This is a genomic window from Streptomyces sp. NPDC088553, assembly GCF_044752965.1.
Lineage (GTDB): Bacteria > Actinomycetota > Actinomycetes > Streptomycetales > Streptomycetaceae > Streptomyces.
In genome coordinates this window covers 880,866-895,308 of sequence record NZ_JBIVMG010000001.1, presented here as the reverse complement: position 1 = coordinate 895,308, position 14,443 = coordinate 880,866, and the positions used below count along the sequence as shown (strand labels likewise).

General features: G+C 71.6%; 15 protein-coding genes. 12 read left to right on the top strand and 3 right to left on the bottom strand.

Going from position 1 to position 14,443, the window contains the following annotated elements:
- Nucleotides 1-172: 172 nt before the first annotated feature.
- The 5 genes from ACIP8Z_RS03940 to ACIP8Z_RS03920 all read left to right on the top strand — a co-directional run bounded on the left by ACIP8Z_RS03940 (nt 173) and on the right by ACIP8Z_RS03920 (nt 5,120).
- Complete coding sequence (locus ACIP8Z_RS03940) at nt 173-724, top strand: GNAT family N-acetyltransferase (RefSeq protein ID WP_402078339.1); 552 nt, start codon at nt 173-175, stop codon at nt 722-724.
- A 157-nt stretch (nt 725-881) separates the two neighbouring features.
- A complete protein-coding gene (locus ACIP8Z_RS03935) occupies nt 882-2,297 on the top strand; it encodes a DUF6421 family protein (protein ID WP_402078337.1) in 1,416 nt (471 codons plus the stop codon).
- Between the two features lie 35 nt (nt 2,298-2,332).
- A complete protein-coding gene (locus ACIP8Z_RS03930) occupies nt 2,333-3,094 on the top strand; it encodes an SDR family NAD(P)-dependent oxidoreductase (RefSeq protein ID WP_402078336.1) in 762 nt (253 codons plus the stop codon).
- Nucleotides 3,091-4,170, top strand: a complete 1,080-nt coding sequence (locus ACIP8Z_RS03925; protein WP_402078912.1) for a threonine aldolase family protein — start codon at nt 3,091-3,093, stop codon at nt 4,168-4,170. Before ACIP8Z_RS03930 ends, ACIP8Z_RS03925 begins: the two co-directional genes overlap by 4 nt.
- 257 nt (nt 4,171-4,427) lie before the next feature.
- Nucleotides 4,428-5,120 (top strand): B3/4 domain-containing protein, encoded by a 693-nt coding sequence (locus ACIP8Z_RS03920; RefSeq protein ID WP_402078333.1) that lies wholly within the window; start codon nt 4,428-4,430, stop codon nt 5,118-5,120.
- An 84-nt stretch (nt 5,121-5,204) separates the two neighbouring features.
- Here the strand turns inward: ACIP8Z_RS03920 and ACIP8Z_RS03915 are convergent, their stop codons facing one another.
- The gene (locus ACIP8Z_RS03915) at nt 5,205-5,927 is read right to left on the bottom strand and encodes a lysophospholipid acyltransferase family protein (RefSeq protein ID WP_319311858.1); all 723 of its coding nucleotides are present in this window, start codon (nt 5,925-5,927) and stop codon (nt 5,205-5,207) included.
- Between the two features lie 246 nt (nt 5,928-6,173).
- Here ACIP8Z_RS03915 and ACIP8Z_RS03910 point away from each other — a divergent pair, with 246 nt between their 5' ends.
- The 5 genes from ACIP8Z_RS03910 (at nt 6,174) to ACIP8Z_RS03890 (ending at nt 10,691) form a co-directional block, all read left to right on the top strand.
- Nucleotides 6,174-6,500, top strand: coding sequence for a TlpA family protein disulfide reductase (locus tag ACIP8Z_RS03910; protein ID WP_402078331.1), 327 nt, complete (start codon nt 6,174-6,176; stop codon nt 6,498-6,500).
- Between the two features lie 197 nt (nt 6,501-6,697).
- Nucleotides 6,698-7,228, top strand: coding sequence for a flavin reductase family protein (locus ACIP8Z_RS03905; protein ID WP_402078328.1), 531 nt, complete (start codon nt 6,698-6,700; stop codon nt 7,226-7,228).
- Between the two features lie 199 nt (nt 7,229-7,427).
- Nucleotides 7,428-8,213 carry an electron transfer flavoprotein subunit beta/FixA family protein gene (locus ACIP8Z_RS03900; RefSeq protein WP_319311862.1) on the top strand — a complete coding sequence of 262 codons (786 nt, stop codon included), beginning with the start codon at nt 7,428-7,430 and terminating at the stop codon, nt 8,211-8,213.
- A 54-nt stretch (nt 8,214-8,267) separates the two neighbouring features.
- On the top strand, nt 8,268-9,230 hold the full coding sequence (locus ACIP8Z_RS03895) for an electron transfer flavoprotein subunit alpha/FixB family protein (protein WP_319311864.1): 963 nt from the start codon (nt 8,268-8,270) through the stop codon (nt 9,228-9,230).
- 171 nt (nt 9,231-9,401) lie between these two features.
- Nucleotides 9,402-10,691 (top strand): DUF6986 family protein, encoded by a 1,290-nt coding sequence (locus tag ACIP8Z_RS03890; RefSeq protein ID WP_319311866.1) that lies wholly within the window; start codon nt 9,402-9,404, stop codon nt 10,689-10,691.
- A gap of 117 nt (nt 10,692-10,808) precedes the next feature.
- Here the strand turns inward: ACIP8Z_RS03890 and ACIP8Z_RS03885 are convergent, their stop codons facing one another.
- Nucleotides 10,809-11,843: a LacI family DNA-binding transcriptional regulator gene (locus ACIP8Z_RS03885; protein WP_402078325.1), complete on the bottom strand. Its 1,035-nt coding sequence runs from the start codon at nt 11,841-11,843 to the stop codon at nt 10,809-10,811.
- 190 nt (nt 11,844-12,033) lie between these two features.
- On the opposite strand from ACIP8Z_RS03885, the gene ACIP8Z_RS03880 reads away from it, so the two are divergent.
- Nucleotides 12,034-12,981, top strand: coding sequence for an ROK family protein (locus tag ACIP8Z_RS03880; RefSeq protein ID WP_402078322.1), 948 nt, complete (start codon nt 12,034-12,036; stop codon nt 12,979-12,981).
- A gap of 84 nt (nt 12,982-13,065) precedes the next feature.
- Here ACIP8Z_RS03880 and ACIP8Z_RS03875 read toward each other — a convergent pair whose 3' ends face one another.
- Entirely contained in the window at nt 13,066-13,248 is a 183-nt protein-coding gene (locus ACIP8Z_RS03875) for a hypothetical protein (RefSeq protein ID WP_402078320.1), read from the bottom strand.
- Between the two features lie 157 nt (nt 13,249-13,405).
- On the opposite strand from ACIP8Z_RS03875, the gene ACIP8Z_RS03870 reads away from it, so the two are divergent.
- The gene (locus ACIP8Z_RS03870; protein WP_402078317.1) at nt 13,406-14,440 is read left to right on the top strand and encodes an NUDIX domain-containing protein; all 1,035 of its coding nucleotides are present in this window, start codon (nt 13,406-13,408) and stop codon (nt 14,438-14,440) included.
- Nucleotides 14,441-14,443 lie beyond the last annotated feature (3 nt).

Below are 14,443 nucleotides of genomic sequence, written 5' to 3'. Positions count from 1 at the left end.
GGCACACCTCCCCCTCGACGCCGTCCCCTGACCGGAGGATGCCCGCGTCGGGCCGGACACACGCAGGCGCACGGGTGCGCACAGGCGTGCGAGGGGGAGTGAAAAGTGCGGGCGTTAGGCTCGGGACGATCGCGTACGGCGATCGTCAGCACCCGAGGGGAGCCCCGTTCACATGGACACCGCCACGTCGCACGAGACCGGCCGGATCAGCTACCGCGAGGCGGTCCTGGACGACGTCCCGGCCCTCGTCCCGCTCGTCGAGTCGGCCTACCGGGGCGACGCCAGCCGGGGCGGCTGGACCACCGAGGCGGACATCCTCCAGGGGCAGCGCACCGACTCCGAGGGCGTCGCCGCCGTGATCACCACGCCGAACAGCCGGCTCCTGGTCGTCGAGCGCGACGGCGACATCGTCGCCTGCTGCCAGCTGGAGCACCGCGCCGAGGCGGCCTACTTCGGGATGTTCGCGGTCCGCCCCGAACTCCAGGGGGCGGGTCTCGGCAAGCAGATCATCGCGGAGGCCGAGCGCCGGGTGCGCGAGCTGTGGGACGTCCGCGAGATGCACATGACGGTGATCTCCGTACGGGAGGAGCTCATCGCCTGGTACGAGCGCCGCGGCTACCGGCGCACCGGGCGGATGACGCCCTTCCCGTACGGCGACGAGCGCTTCGGTCTGCCCCAGCGCGACGACCTGGAATTCGAGCTCCTGGTGAAGCCGCTGAGCTGAGAAACGCGGCGGAAGGGTGGCTTCCCCCCTGACTGACAGGAAAAACTTCTGTGATCAGGGGGGTAGCACAGGATAATTTCTCTTGCCCCCTCTTGTGGCTGAGAACCGTCCACGGTTACGGTGTCTTCACGCGAGGTTCTCCTGTGGAGGAAGAGGCATGACGGAAATTCTTGTGCAGGACGTGACTGGTGGGGGGATATCCACCACCGCCCGGGTGATCGACCACCCCGCCTGGCCCGAGCTCAAGAATGCCGTGGAGGAGATCCGCACCTGGCAGAGCGCGGACGGCTCCATCGACTTCGAGCGCGAGGACGCGCCCGCCAAGGCCCTGGCCGAGCTGACCCTCGACCGGGTCGTCGCCGCGGTGGAGCAGCTCTCCCCGCTCGTCCCGCACGACGGCGCCTACCACCGCGCCCTCGTCTCCGACCTGCGCAAGTGGGCCGAGAGCGGCTTCGCCGTCCCGGACTTCCTGGACTCGCTGCTCGCCTTCCAGCCGGCCGCCGACCGCGTGGACGGGCTCCAGCACCTGGTGCTGTTCCCGATGTACACGCAGAACGGCAACCCCGACCGCAACCTCGAGGCCGTCGTACTCCGCATGGTGTGGCCGGAGTGGCTCGCCGAGCTCGAGCGCACCCGCTACGACAACCCGCTGTTCTGCGGGATCACCTTCGAGGACTTCACCGCCGGGTACGACACCAACTCGGCCGTCCTCTTCCCGGAGACCATCGCCGTCCGCGAGGCCCCCGAGCGCTTCACCTGGGGCGGGATCTTCTGCGACCGTGAGGCCGCCCGCTTCCGCAAGGTCACCGAGGCCGCCGTCGACACCCTCGGCATCCAGCTGCCCGCCGACATCGCCGCGATGATCGACGACCAGGAGCGCTGCGAGAAGGCCTTCGTGCTCTGGGACATGGTCCACGACCGCACCCACAGCCACGGCGACCTGCCGTTCGACCCCTTCATGATCAAGCAGCGCCAGCCCTTCTGGATGTACGGCCTGGAGGAGCTCCGCTGCGACCTCACCGCCTTCAAGGAGGCCGTGAAGCTGGAGGCCGAGGGCAACACCCACGGCCGTGACGTGCAGTACGCGGTCCTCTTCGACCGGATGTTCCGCTTCCCGCTCTCCGGCGACCGCAACCGCAACTACGACGGTCTCGGCGGCCAGCTCCTCTTCGCGTACCTCCACAAGAACGACGTGGTGCGCTGGACGGACAACACCCTCAAGATCGACTGGCAGCGGGCCCCCGAGGTCACCAACCAGCTCTGCGCCGACATCGAGAAGCTCTACCGCGACGGCATCGACCGCCCCAAGCTCGTCCACTGGTTCAAGGCGTACGAGCTCGTCTCCACCTACCTCGCCCCGCACCCGGGCTCGAAGTGGGCCAAGGGCCCCGACGCCCTCGACCTCTCCCTCCCGCCCCGCAAGCTCGTCGACGACGTGCTTCCGGACGAGTTTCCGCTCAGCATGTTCTTTGAGGCCCTCGCCAAGAAGCTGAAGGGCGTGATCGCCGACACCAAGGGGATCACCGCCGCCGACGTCTCGCGGAACGAGCAGGCCGAGCGGGCTGCCGCGTGAGCGCTCGTACCGACGACACGGAGGAGGCGTCGCCCATGACCGCCAACGGAAACGGCGGGCCGCTCGACGGCGCCGTCATCGCGGTCGCCGGTGCGGCCGGCCCGGCCGGCCGCGCGACGCTGATGCGCCTGGCCGAGGCGGGCGCGACCGTCGTCGGCTCCGACGCCGACCCGACGCGCCTCGCGGAGGCCGTCGACGCCGCGCGCTACGCCCACGGCGGCGCCAAGGTCGTCGGTGACACCGTCGACCTGCTCGACCTGGACGCCACGCGCGACTGGGCCGCGAAGACCGAGAAGGAGTTCGGCCGGATCGACGGCCTGGTCCACCTCGTCGGCGGCTGGCGCGGCAGCTCGTCCTTCACGGAGACCGACCTCGCGGACTGGGACTTCCTGGAGAAGCTCCTCATCCGCACGGTCCAGCACACCTCGCTCGCCTTCCACGACGGGCTGCTGCGGGCCGGCGGCCGCGGCCGCTACGCCCTGATCAGCCAGGTCGGCGCGCACAAGCCGCTCGCCAACAACGCCGCGTACAACGCGGGCAAGGCGGCCGCCGAGGCCTGGACCCTCGCGATGGCCGACTCGTTCCGCAAGCTGGGGGGCGACGACGGCCCGCAGGCGGCGGCTGCGATCCTGGTGATCAAGGCATTGGTGCACGACGCCATGCGCGCCGAACGACCCAACGCGAAGTTCGCGGGCTTCACCGACGTCAAGGACCTGGCGGACGAGATCGCCGGGCTCTGGGACAAGCCCGCCCAGGAAGTGAATGGACAGCGTCTGTGGCTGACCCCCAAGCCGTGACCGCGGCCCTCGGCCCCAGGACCGACGCACGTCGGCACCACGACCCGTCGGTCCGGGGCTTCGCCAGCGACAACTACGCCGGCGCCCACCCCGAGGTCCTCGCGGCCCTCGCCCTCGCCAACGACGGCCACCAGGTCGCCTACGGCGAGGACCAGTACACCGAGCACCTCCAGCGGATCATGCACAGCCACTTCGGCCCCACCGCCGAGGCGTTCCCGGTCTTCAACGGGACCGGGGCGAACGTGACGGCCCTCCAGGCGCTCACCGACCGCTGGGGCGCCGTCATCTGCGCCGAGTCCGCGCACATCAACGTGGACGAGGGCGGGGCGCCGGAGCGCATGGGCGGCCTCAAGCTGCTCACCGTGCCGACCCCGGACGGCAAGCTCACCCCCGAGCTGATCGACCGGCAGGCCTGGGGCTGGGAGGACGAGCACCGGGCGATGCCGCAGGTCGTCTCGATCACCCAGAACACCGAGCTGGGCACCGTCTACACGGTGGACGAGATCCGCGCGATCGTCGAGCACTCCCACGCCAAGGGCATGAAGGTGCACCTCGACGGGGCCCGGATAGCCAACGCCGCGGCCTCGCTCGACGTACCGATGCGCGCGTTCACCAACGCCGTGGGCGTCGACGTCATCTCGTACGGCGGCACGAAGAACGGCATGCTCTTCGGCGAGGCGATCGTCGTCCTCAACCCCGACGCGGTCAGCCACATGAAGCACCTGCGCAAGCTGTCCATGCAGCTCGCGTCGAAGATGCGCTTCGTGTCGGTGCAGCTGGAGGCCCTCCTCGCGAAGGACCTGTGGCTGCGCAACGCCCGCCACGCCAACGCGATGGCGCAGCGCCTCGCGGCCGGCGTGCGCGAGCTCGACGGGGTGGAGATCCTCTACCCGGTGCAGGCCAACGCGGTCTTCGCACGCCTGCCGCAGGAGGTCACCCGACGGCTCCAGGAGCGGTTCCGCTTCTACTTCTGGGACGAGTCGGCCGGCGACGTGCGCTGGATGTGCGCCTTCGACACCACGGAGGACGACGTGGACGCCTTCCTCCAGGCCCTGAAGGAAGAGCTGGCGCGCTAGCCCTCGCCGCATGAGCGTACGGCCGGGCGGAAAGTCATCGACTTTCCGCCCGGCCGTTTTCGTGCGCTCCACGCGCGGGGACGCATGGGATTCATCCTGGGCCGTACATCAGAGTTCAATGAAGTGGATTATCCAGTGCTCTACACTGAACCACATGCGGCTGTTCCGGACGCGCCGCGCGCCGCGCCCGGCCGGCCCCACCTCTGGCGGACGCTCCCCACGGAGCTCTGACCCCGGACATCAGCGAACGGCGGACCATGACCCTCACCCTCACCGTCTCCGACGAGGTGCGCACCCTCGTACCCGGCTTCACCGCCCTGGTGATCGAGGCCCACGGCCTCGTCAACGGGCCCAGTGACGAGGCCAGTTCGGCCCTCCTCGACGACGCCGCCCGCCGGCTCGCCGAGCGCCTCGACGGCCGGACCCCGGACCAGGACCCGCACATCGCCGCCTGGCGCGCCGCGTACACCGCGTTCGGCGCCAAGCCCTCCCGCACCCGCAACTCCGCGGAGGCGCTCGCCAAGCGGGCGCTCGCGGACGGCGGGCTGCCCCGCATCAACCGGCTCGTCGACGCCTACAACGCGGTGAGCGTCGCCCACCTCATCCCGGTCGGCGGCGAGGACCTGGGCAGGATCCGGGGCGCCATGCGCCTGGTCCGCGCCACCGGCGACGAGCCCTTCGTCACGATGGCGGGCGGTGTGGAGACGGTGGAGCACCCCGAGGCCGGGGAGATCGTCTGGTGCGACGAGGAGGGCGTGACCTGCCGTCGCTGGAACTGGCGCCAGGGCCCCCGTACCCGTATCGACGACGACACCGTCGACGCGTTCTTCCTGCTCGAATCGCTCGCCCCGATGACCCGGGACGAGCTCCTCGCGGCGGGCACCGAACTGGCGGAGTCCCTGGAGAAGCTCAGCCCGGGAGCCCGGATCACGGTCCGCGACCCGGAGTGACGACGCGTCCGCGACCCGGATCGGGATGTGCCCGCGTCCCGGAGTGACGATTCAGCGGGGCGCCGTCCGGCGGCGCCCCCACCGTCAGCCGGCGTCCTTGACCTCGGCCGGCGTCGGAGCCGTACCCCCGAGGTGCGCGGGCACCCACCAGGTGTCGTTGGCGTCCTTGGGGCGCACCGGGTAGGCGCGCTGCGCGGCCTCCAGGAGCTCCTGGACGCGCTCGCGCAGCCGCCGCGTGATCGCGCCCGCGTACTGGTCGGCGGGAGCCTCCACGGGCTCACCGACACGGATCGTCACCGGGATGTGGCTGCGCTTGAAGTTGCGGGGACGGCCCTTGGTCCAGACGCGCTGCGTACCCCAGAGCGCCATCGGGATCAGCGGGACCCCGGCCTCCTGGGCGAGCCGCGCCGCACCCGTCTTGAAGCCCTTGAGCGTGAACGACTGGGAGATGGTCGCCTCGGGGAAGACACCGATGATCTCGCCCGCCCGCAGCGACTCCAGCGCGTGCTTGTAGGCGTGCTCACCAGCCGAGCGGTCCACCGGGATGTGCTTCATGCCGCGCATCAGTGGCCCCGACACCTTGTGCCGGAAGACCGAGTCCTTGGCCATGAAGCGCACGAGGCGCTTCTGCGGGAGCGCGGCCAGGCCCGTGAAGATGAAGTCCAGATAGCTGATGTGATTGGAGACGAGCACCGCGCCACCCGTGCGCGGGATGTGCTCCGAACCCTGCGTGTCGATCTTCAGGTCGAGCGCCTTGAACATGGTCAGAGCGGCGCCGATGACCGGCCGATACACGAGTTCTGCCATCTGAGAGGAACCCCTTCTTCTGTGCCTGGGGAGGGTTCTCCCGGCGAAGTTACGCAGCCGTAGGTTTTCGGCTTTGGGCAGATCGTGCCCCATGTGGGCCGCCGTGACCAGTCCAGGCGGCTTCGTACAGGGAGATTCTCGTCACTCGCGGTGGTCGTGGCGGGAATCGAACTCTCCCGTGCGACGCTGCACCAGGTGAGACGGCCGACAGGGAAGGGGACAAGGGTGACGGAGCAGGGAACAGGGGTGACCGGGATACCCGGAACCGACACGCTGGGACCCGAGGCGCTCGGCGTGCCGCTGGGGGAGCGCGCCACCCTCGTACAGTTCTCCACCGCGTTCTGTCAGCCCTGCCGGGCCACCCGGCGCACCCTCGCCGAGGTGGCCGCGATGGTCCCGGGCGTCGGGCACGTGGAGATCGACGCCGAGGAACGGCTCGATCTCGTACGCGCCCTCGGCATCGCCAGAACCCCCACCGTCCTCGTCCTCGACCGGACGGGGCGGGTCGTCCGCCGGGCCGCGGGGCAGCCCCGCAAGGCGGACGTCATCGCCGCCCTGGGGCGGGCGGTCTGACGCGGTGACACTTCTCCCACATCCCGGTACGCACTTGACTGCACGCGGCAACGATCGCCACTCTGACGGGGTGCCCCAAGAACTCCTTCTCTACGGCCGGACCCATGTGGACCTGGCCCGCAACGCGAGCGCGCGCTGTCCGGGTGTCTGACCACCCCCGGACCCCTCTCATGCCGCCCTCGCAGAAGGACAACTCCATGACGGTCACGCCCGACCTCCGACCCGGCACCGTTCCCACCATCGGCGCACCCCGCCAGGCCTCTCCGGATCTGCTCCGCTCCGTCTTCCGCCGCCACGCGGCCGGCGTCGCGGTCGTCACCGCGCACGGCGAGCGCCCCGTCGGCTTCACCGCGACCTCGCTCAACTCCGTCGCCGCCGAGCCCCCGCTGATCTCCTTCGGGGTGGGTACGAACTCCTCCAGCTGGCCCGTGCTCGCCGAGGCCGAGCACATCGGCGTCCACATACTCGGCGAGCACCAGCAGGAACTGGCCGCCACCTTCGCCCGCAGCGGGGCCGACCGCTTCGGCGAGGAGACCCGCTGGAGCCTGGGGCCCGAGGGCGTGCCCGTACTCGACGGCGTCCTCGCCTGGCTGGTCTGCCGTGTCGTCGCCCGGGTGCCCGCCGGTGACCACCGGATCGTGATCGCGCAGGCCGTCGCCGGAGACCCGGACGGGGCGGGCCGGCCGCTCCTCTACCACCACGGCCGCTTCAACGCGCTGCGCGACTGAGAGTTCCCGTGCGCGCCGCTCTCCGCGCGTTGGGCAGATCACATCGCTGAGCGCTTGCTTACTGGTAACGGACTGGATGTACTGGCGAGTAATATTTCGGTCGGGGCGTCCGGCGCCCCGACCGGAAACCCGCCCTTCAGGCGCCTATGCTGCGAGCAACAAGGCAGCCCAGTTATGACGATGCAGTAGGAGAGCCGGCGTGAGCTTGAGGATCGTTGTCTGTGTGAAGTACGTGCCCGACGCGACCGGAGACCGTAAGTTCGCGGACGACCTCACGGTCGACCGCGACGACGTCGACGGCCTGCTGTCGGAGCTCGACGAGTACGCCGTCGAGCAGGCACTGCAGATCGCCGAGGAGGCGGACGACGCCGAGGTCACCGTGCTGACGGTCGGCCCCGAGGACGCCAAGGACGCGCTCCGCAAGGCGCTCTCCATGGGCGCCGACAAGGCCGTCCACGTCGAGGACGACGACCTGCACGGCACCGACGTCATGGGCACCTCGCTGGTGCTCGCCAAGGCGATCGAGAAGACCGGCTACGACGTCGTCATCGCCGGTATGGCCTCCACCGACGGCACCATGGGTGTCCTCCCGGCGATCCTCGCCGAGCGCCTCGGCGTCCCGCAGGTCACGCTGCTCTCCGAGGTCTCCATCGAGGACGGCGTCGTCAAGGGCCGCCGCGACGGCGACACGGCCTCCGAGCAGCTCGAGGCCTCCCTGCCGGCCGTCGTCTCCGTGACCGACCAGTCCGGCGAGGCGCGCTACCCGTCCTTCAAGGGCATCATGGCCGCCAAGAAGAAGCCGGTGGAGTCCCTGGAGCTGGACGACCTGGACATCGACGCGGACGAGGTCGGCCTCGCCGGTGCCTGGACCGCGGTCGACTCCGCCGCCGAGCGTCCGGCGCGCACCGCCGGCACGATCGTCAAGGACGAGGGCGAGGGCGGCAAGCAGCTCGCCGAGTTCCTCGCGAGCCAGAAGTTCATCTAAGGCTCGCGCGAGCCGCTCAGACCGCCCCTTTCGTTCGCAGGAGATTGAAGTCCCATGGCTGAGATTCTCGTCTACGTCGACCACGTCGACGGAGCCGTCCGCAAGCCCACCCTGGAGCTGCTGACCCTCGCCCGCCGCATCGGCGACCCGGTCGCCGTCGCGCTGGGCAACGGCGCCGCCGACACCGCGGCCGTCCTCGCCGAGCACGGCGCGGTGAAGGTCCTCACGGCCGACGCCCCCGAGTTCACCGAGTACCTGGTCGTCCCGAAGGTCGACGCCCTTCAGGCCGCCTACGAGGCTGTTTCGCCGGCCGCCGTGCTCGTCCCCTCCTCCGCCGAGGGCAAGGAGATCGCGGCCCGCCTCGCGGTCCGCATCGGCTCCGGCATCATCACGGACGCCGTGGACCTGGAGGCCGGTGACGAGGGCCCGGTCGCGACGCAGTCCGCGTTCGCCGCCTCCTTCACCACCAAGTCCCGTGTCTCCAAGGGCACCCCGGTCATCACCGTCAAGCCGAACTCGGCCCCGGTCGAGGCCGCCCCGGCCGCCGGTGCCGTCGAGGCCCTCGCGGTCTCCTTCGGCGCGCTGGCCACCGGCACCAAGGTGACCGCCCGCACCCCGCGCGAGTCGACCGGCCGCCCGGAGCTCACCGAGGCCGCGATCGTGGTCTCCGGTGGCCGTGGCGTCAACGGTGCCGAGAACTTCGCCGTCATCGAGGCGCTCGCCGACTCGCTCGGTGCCGCCGTCGGCGCCTCGCGTGCCGCCGTCGACGCCGGCTGGTACCCGCACTCCAACCAGGTCGGCCAGACCGGCAAGTCGGTCTCGCCGCAGCTGTACATCGCCTCCGGTATCTCCGGCGCGATCCAGCACCGCGCGGGCATGCAGACCTCGAAGACGATCGTCGCGATCAACAAGGACGCCGAGGCGCCGATCTTCGACCTGGTCGACTACGGCGTCGTGGGCGACCTCTTCGATGTCGTCCCGCAGCTGACCGAAGAGGTCAAGTCCCGCAAGGGCTGATCTCGCGGCGCAGGCGTGACCTGCGCTTCTGTACGGTCCTGGGGCCGCGTGGTGATGATCGCCGCGCGGCCCCCGGCCGTTTCGGACAACCATTGACTCAGGTCCCGACGGACTACTAACTTCGCTATACGGATTGTTGATTCCGTGAAGCGGAAAATAGGAGGATGTGGGATGGGTCAGCAGGAGAAGGTGTCGACGAGCCTCGCGGGCGCGGTCAGCGAGGGCATCAGCGCCTCCCTCGCAGCGGTGGACGCCGAGCTGGACCGCCGCTACCCGGGAGACCCCGGCACCCGCCAGCCCGTCCACACCGTCTACGTCCCCGGCAACGTCTTCGAGGCCGGCACCATCCGCTCATGGGGCGACCAGGCCCTCGCCGCCCTCGACGAGCACGCCCCCGACGCCGCCTCCTTCGCCGCCGTGCTCGGCCTCTCCGACGACCTCGCCGAGGACGTGTACGGCCGCGTCCGCGCCAAGCTGGAGCGCGAGCCCGTCGAGGACCTCCGGGTCGACTTCGAGGACGGCTACGCCGGCGCCGACGAGGACCAGGACGCCGCCCGCGCCGCCCGGCTGATCTCGGAGGCGTACGCGAACGGTACGGCCGCCCCGTACATGGGCATCCGGATGAAGTGCATGGAGTCCGCGGTGCGCGACCGGGGCATCCGCACCACCGACGTCTTCCTCACCGGCCTCCTGGAGAACGGCGGCCTGCCCGACGGGCTCGTCCTCACCCTCCCCAAGGTCACCTACCCCGAGCAGGTCTCCGCCTTCGTGCGCCTCCTGGAGGCCTTCGAGAAGGCACACGGCCTCGACGCCGGCCGCCTCGGCTTCGAGATCCAGATCGAGACCAGCCAGTCCATCCTGGCCACCGACGGCACCGCCGCCGTCGCCCGCATGATCGGCGCCGCCGAGGGCCGCGCCACCGGACTGCACTACGGCACCTTCGACTACAGCGCCTGCCTCGGCGTCTCCGCCGCCTACCAGGCCAGCGACCACCCGGCCGCCGACCACGCCAAGGCGATCATGCAGGTCGCCGCGGCGGGCACGGGCGTACGGGTCTCCGACGGGTCCACCAACGTCCTCCCGGTCGGCTCCACCGAGCACGTCCACGAGGCCTGGCGCCTCCACTACGGCCTCACCCGCCGTGCGCTCGCCCGCGCGTACTACCAGGGCTGGGACATGCACCCGGGCCACATCCCCACCCGCTACGCCGCCGTCTTCGCCTTCTACCGCGAGGGCTTCGAGGCCGCCGCCAAGCGCCTCTCCGCGTACGCCAACCACGCGGGCGGCGACGTGATGGACGAGCCGGCGACCGCCAAGGCCCTCAGCTCCTACCTGCTGCGCGGCATCGACTGCGGCGCCCTCGACACCGCCGAGGTCGACGCCCTCACCGGCATGAACCGCGCGGCCCTCGACCGCTTCGCGGCCCCGCGCCGCGGTGACCTGACGGCCTCCGCCGAGTAGCGGAAGGACCCCCTCGGGGTCGCCGCAGCGGCGGCGCCCCCGACGGTCGCCACAGCGTCGGCCGCCCCGACCGCCGCCCCGGTCACGGCCCCGGGCACCGCCGTCGGCGTCCGTCGCTCAGACGGCCGACGGCGGGATCTCGCCCGAACCACGCGCCAGGAGCGTGGTGCCGAGCACCACCCGCTCCGGCGCTTCGTCGACCCCGTCGAGCCGCCGGAACAGCCGCTCCGCCGCCGTCCGGCCGAGCGCGGCCGCGTCCTGGGCGATGACCGTGATGCCGAGCAGGTCGGCCAGTTCCATGTCGTCGAAGCCGACCAAAGCAACCGGCCGCGGATGCCCCGCGAGGGCGCGGACCACCGTGACCATCACCCGGTTGTTCCCCGCGAACAGCGCCGTCACCGGCTCCGGCGCCTCCAGCATCTCCCGTACGGCCGTCCCCACCCGCTCCGGCTCCGTGGAGCCCAGCGAGACCCAGGCGTCGTCGACCGGCAGGCCCGCGTCCTCCATCGCCGTGCGGTAGCCGCGCAGCCGCTCGGACGCGGTGTGGATACGGGGCCGGTCGCCGATGAAGCCGATCCGGTGGTGTCCGTTTGCGATCAGATGGGCCACGCCGTCGCGCGCCCCGCCGAAGCTGTCGGAGAGCACGGCGTCGGCGTCGATCAGCCCCGCGGGGCGGTCGACGAAGACGGTGGCGACGCCCGCCCTGATCTCCGGCTCCAGGTACCGGTGGTCGTCGCCGGCGGGGATGACGATCAGGCCGTCGACCCGGCGCGCGCAGAGGGCGAGCGCCAGCTCCTGCTCCCGGGCCGGGTCCTCGGCGCTGGAACCGTTGATGAGCAGAGCCCCGTGCGCCCGCGCGACCTCCTCGACCGCCCGGCTGAGCGGCCCGTAGAACGGGTCGGCGAGATCCTCCAGCACCAGGCCGACGGTCGCCGTCCTGCCCTTGCGCAGGACCCGCGCGCTGTCGTTGCGGCGGAAGCCGAGGACCTCGATGGCCTCCTGGACCCGTCGCTCGGTGTCCGGGGTGACCCCGGGCTCGCCGTTCACGACCCGGGACACCGTCTTCAGGCCGACGCCCGCGCGCGCGGCGACGTCCTTCATCGTGGGCCGGTTGCCGTAGCGGTGTTCGGTGTGGCGGGCGATGTCGGCCACGGTGCGCGGTTCCTCCGTCGAAGGTCGGGGCGTCCGGCCGAGGAGCGTCCGGCCGGACGTACTGCGGTGTCTGATCGACTTCCTGGCCGAATCATAGGACCTGGACAACGTTGTCATGGGAGGGGAGACTGTACGGAACGGGACACGATAGACAACGTTCCGCCCGTCGCCGACTGGAGAACCCGCGCCCATGCAGACCGATCCCGCCACGGGCCCCCTCGACGGACTCGTCGTCGCTCTCGACATCGGGGGCACCAAGATCGCCGGCGCCCTGGTCGACGCCGAGGGGAGCATTCGGATCCGCTCCCAGCGGCCCACGCCCGCGCGTGAGGACGGCGAGACGGTGATGGGCGCGGTCGGGGACGTGCTCGCCGAGCTCGCGGGCTCGCCCCTGTGGGAGGCGGCCGGGGCCGTCGGCATCGGCAGCGCGGGCCCGGTCGACGCGTACCGGGGGACCGTCAGCCCGGTCAACGTGCCCGGCTGGCGCGACTTCCCGCTCGTCGAACGGGTCCACAAGGCGGTGGGCGGACGGCCCGTCACCCTGGTCGGCGACGGCGTCGCCATGACGGCCGCCGAGCACTGGCTCGGTGCCGCCCGTGGCCATGACAACGCCCTCTGCCTCGTGGTCTCCACGGGTGTCGGCGGCGGCCTCGTCCTCGGCGGCAGGCTCCACCCCGGTCCCACCGGCAACGCCGGTCACATCGGGCACATGGTGGTGGACATGGACGGCGAGCCCTGCGCCTGCGGCGGACGCGGCTGCGTCGAACGGGTCGCCAGCGGCCCGCACATCGCCCGCCGCGCCCTGGAGAACGGCTGGCGCCCGGGGCCCGACGGCGACGCCTCCGCGGCCGCCGTGGCCGCCGCCGCGCGCGCGGGGGATCCGGTCGCCGTCGCCTCGTTCGAGCGGGCGGCCCAGGCCCTCGCGGCGGGCATCGCCGCGACGGCGACCCTCGTCGAGATCGACATCGCGGTCGTCGGTGGCGGGGTGGCGGGCGCCGGAGAGGTCCTCTTCGCCCCGCTGCGCCGCGGCCTCGCCACGTACGCCACGCTCGACTTCGTCCGGAACCTGACGGTCGTCCCGGCCCTCACGGGCACCGACGCGGGCCTCCTGGGCGCCGCCGCGGCGGCGGTGTCCTGATCCGCCCGCCCGGCGGTCCGGACTCCCGGTGGTGGGGCGGTCCCCGGCGCCGGTCCGGTCCCCGGCGGCGGTCCTGACCCCGGCTCATTCCTCCCGTACCCGCTCCGCCGTCCGTTGTTCGACGATCACCAGGAAGGCGTCGGACTCCAGGTCCATGACGACACGGGCCGGCACGCCCTCGTTCCTTCGCGCCCCGGCGAACTCCTCCGCCGGCCAGCTGCCCCGCGGGCCGCCGGCCGGAAAACGTTCGAGAACCGTACGACTCATTTCTCCGCACCCCCTCGTGCTTGCCGTTCTCAACGACCCCCGCGCGAAAGTGTCACGCTCATGCCCAAGCGGACGCATATGCCAGGACATGTGTTCGTGGTTTTCGTGGCAGGGTGTTGGGGGCAATCCACAGGGGGCTGTCGAAGAGGGGGGAATCGTGATCGTCTGGGTCAACGGTGCGTTCGGCGCGGGGAAGTCCAGCACCGCGCGCGAGCTGGTCGATCTGATCCCGAACAGCACGTTGTACGACCCCGAGGTCACCGGCGGGGGCCTGCGCGGCCTCCTGCCGGACAAGCGGCTCGCCGAGGTCGAGGACTACCAGGACCTGCCGATCTGGCGGCGCCTGGTGGTCGACACCGCCGCCGCCCTGCTCGCCGAACTGGGCGGCGTCCTGGTCGTCCCCATGACCCTGCTGCGCCAGGAGTACCGGGACGAGATCTTCGGCGGGCTCGCCGCCCGCCGCATCGACGTCCGCCATGTGCTGCTCGCCCCGGAGGAAACGATCCTGCGGCAGCGGATCGACGGCAGGTCCGAGTACGACGACCCCGACGTCGACGCCCGTGTCCGGGAGTGGTGTCACGGCCATCTCGCGCCGTACCGGGCCGCGCTCGACTGGCTCGCCGACGACGCGTACGTGGTCGACACCTCGGCGCTCACCGTGGCCGAGGCCGCCCGCTCCGTCGCCGACGCGGTCCGGGCCGGCGACGCCACCCCCTGCGGCATCGTCCAGACCCCCGAACCGACCGGCGAGACCGTCGCGGCCGGAGTCCTGCTCTTCGACGAGCGGGATCGTTTCCTCCTGGTCGACCCCACCTACAAGCCGGGCTGGGAGTTCCCCGGCGGGGTCGTCGAGGCCGGCGAACCCCCGGCCCGCGCCGGAATGCGCGAGGTGGCCGAGGAGATAGGCCTCGAACTCGACGCCGTACCCCGCCTCCTGCTCGTCGACTGGGAACGCCCTGAGCCGCCCGGCTACGGCGGACTCCGCCTCCTCTTCGACGGCGGCACGCTCGGCCCCGCCGACACGGAGCGCCTGCACCTCCCCGGCGCCGAGCTCCGCGACTGGCGCTTCGTCACCGAGGAGGAGGCCGCCGACCTCCTGCCCCCCGTCCGCTACCGCCGCCTCCGCTGGGCCCTGCGCGCCCGCGAACGCGGCACGGTGCTCAACCTGGAGGCCGGGGATCCGGTGGGCTGACGG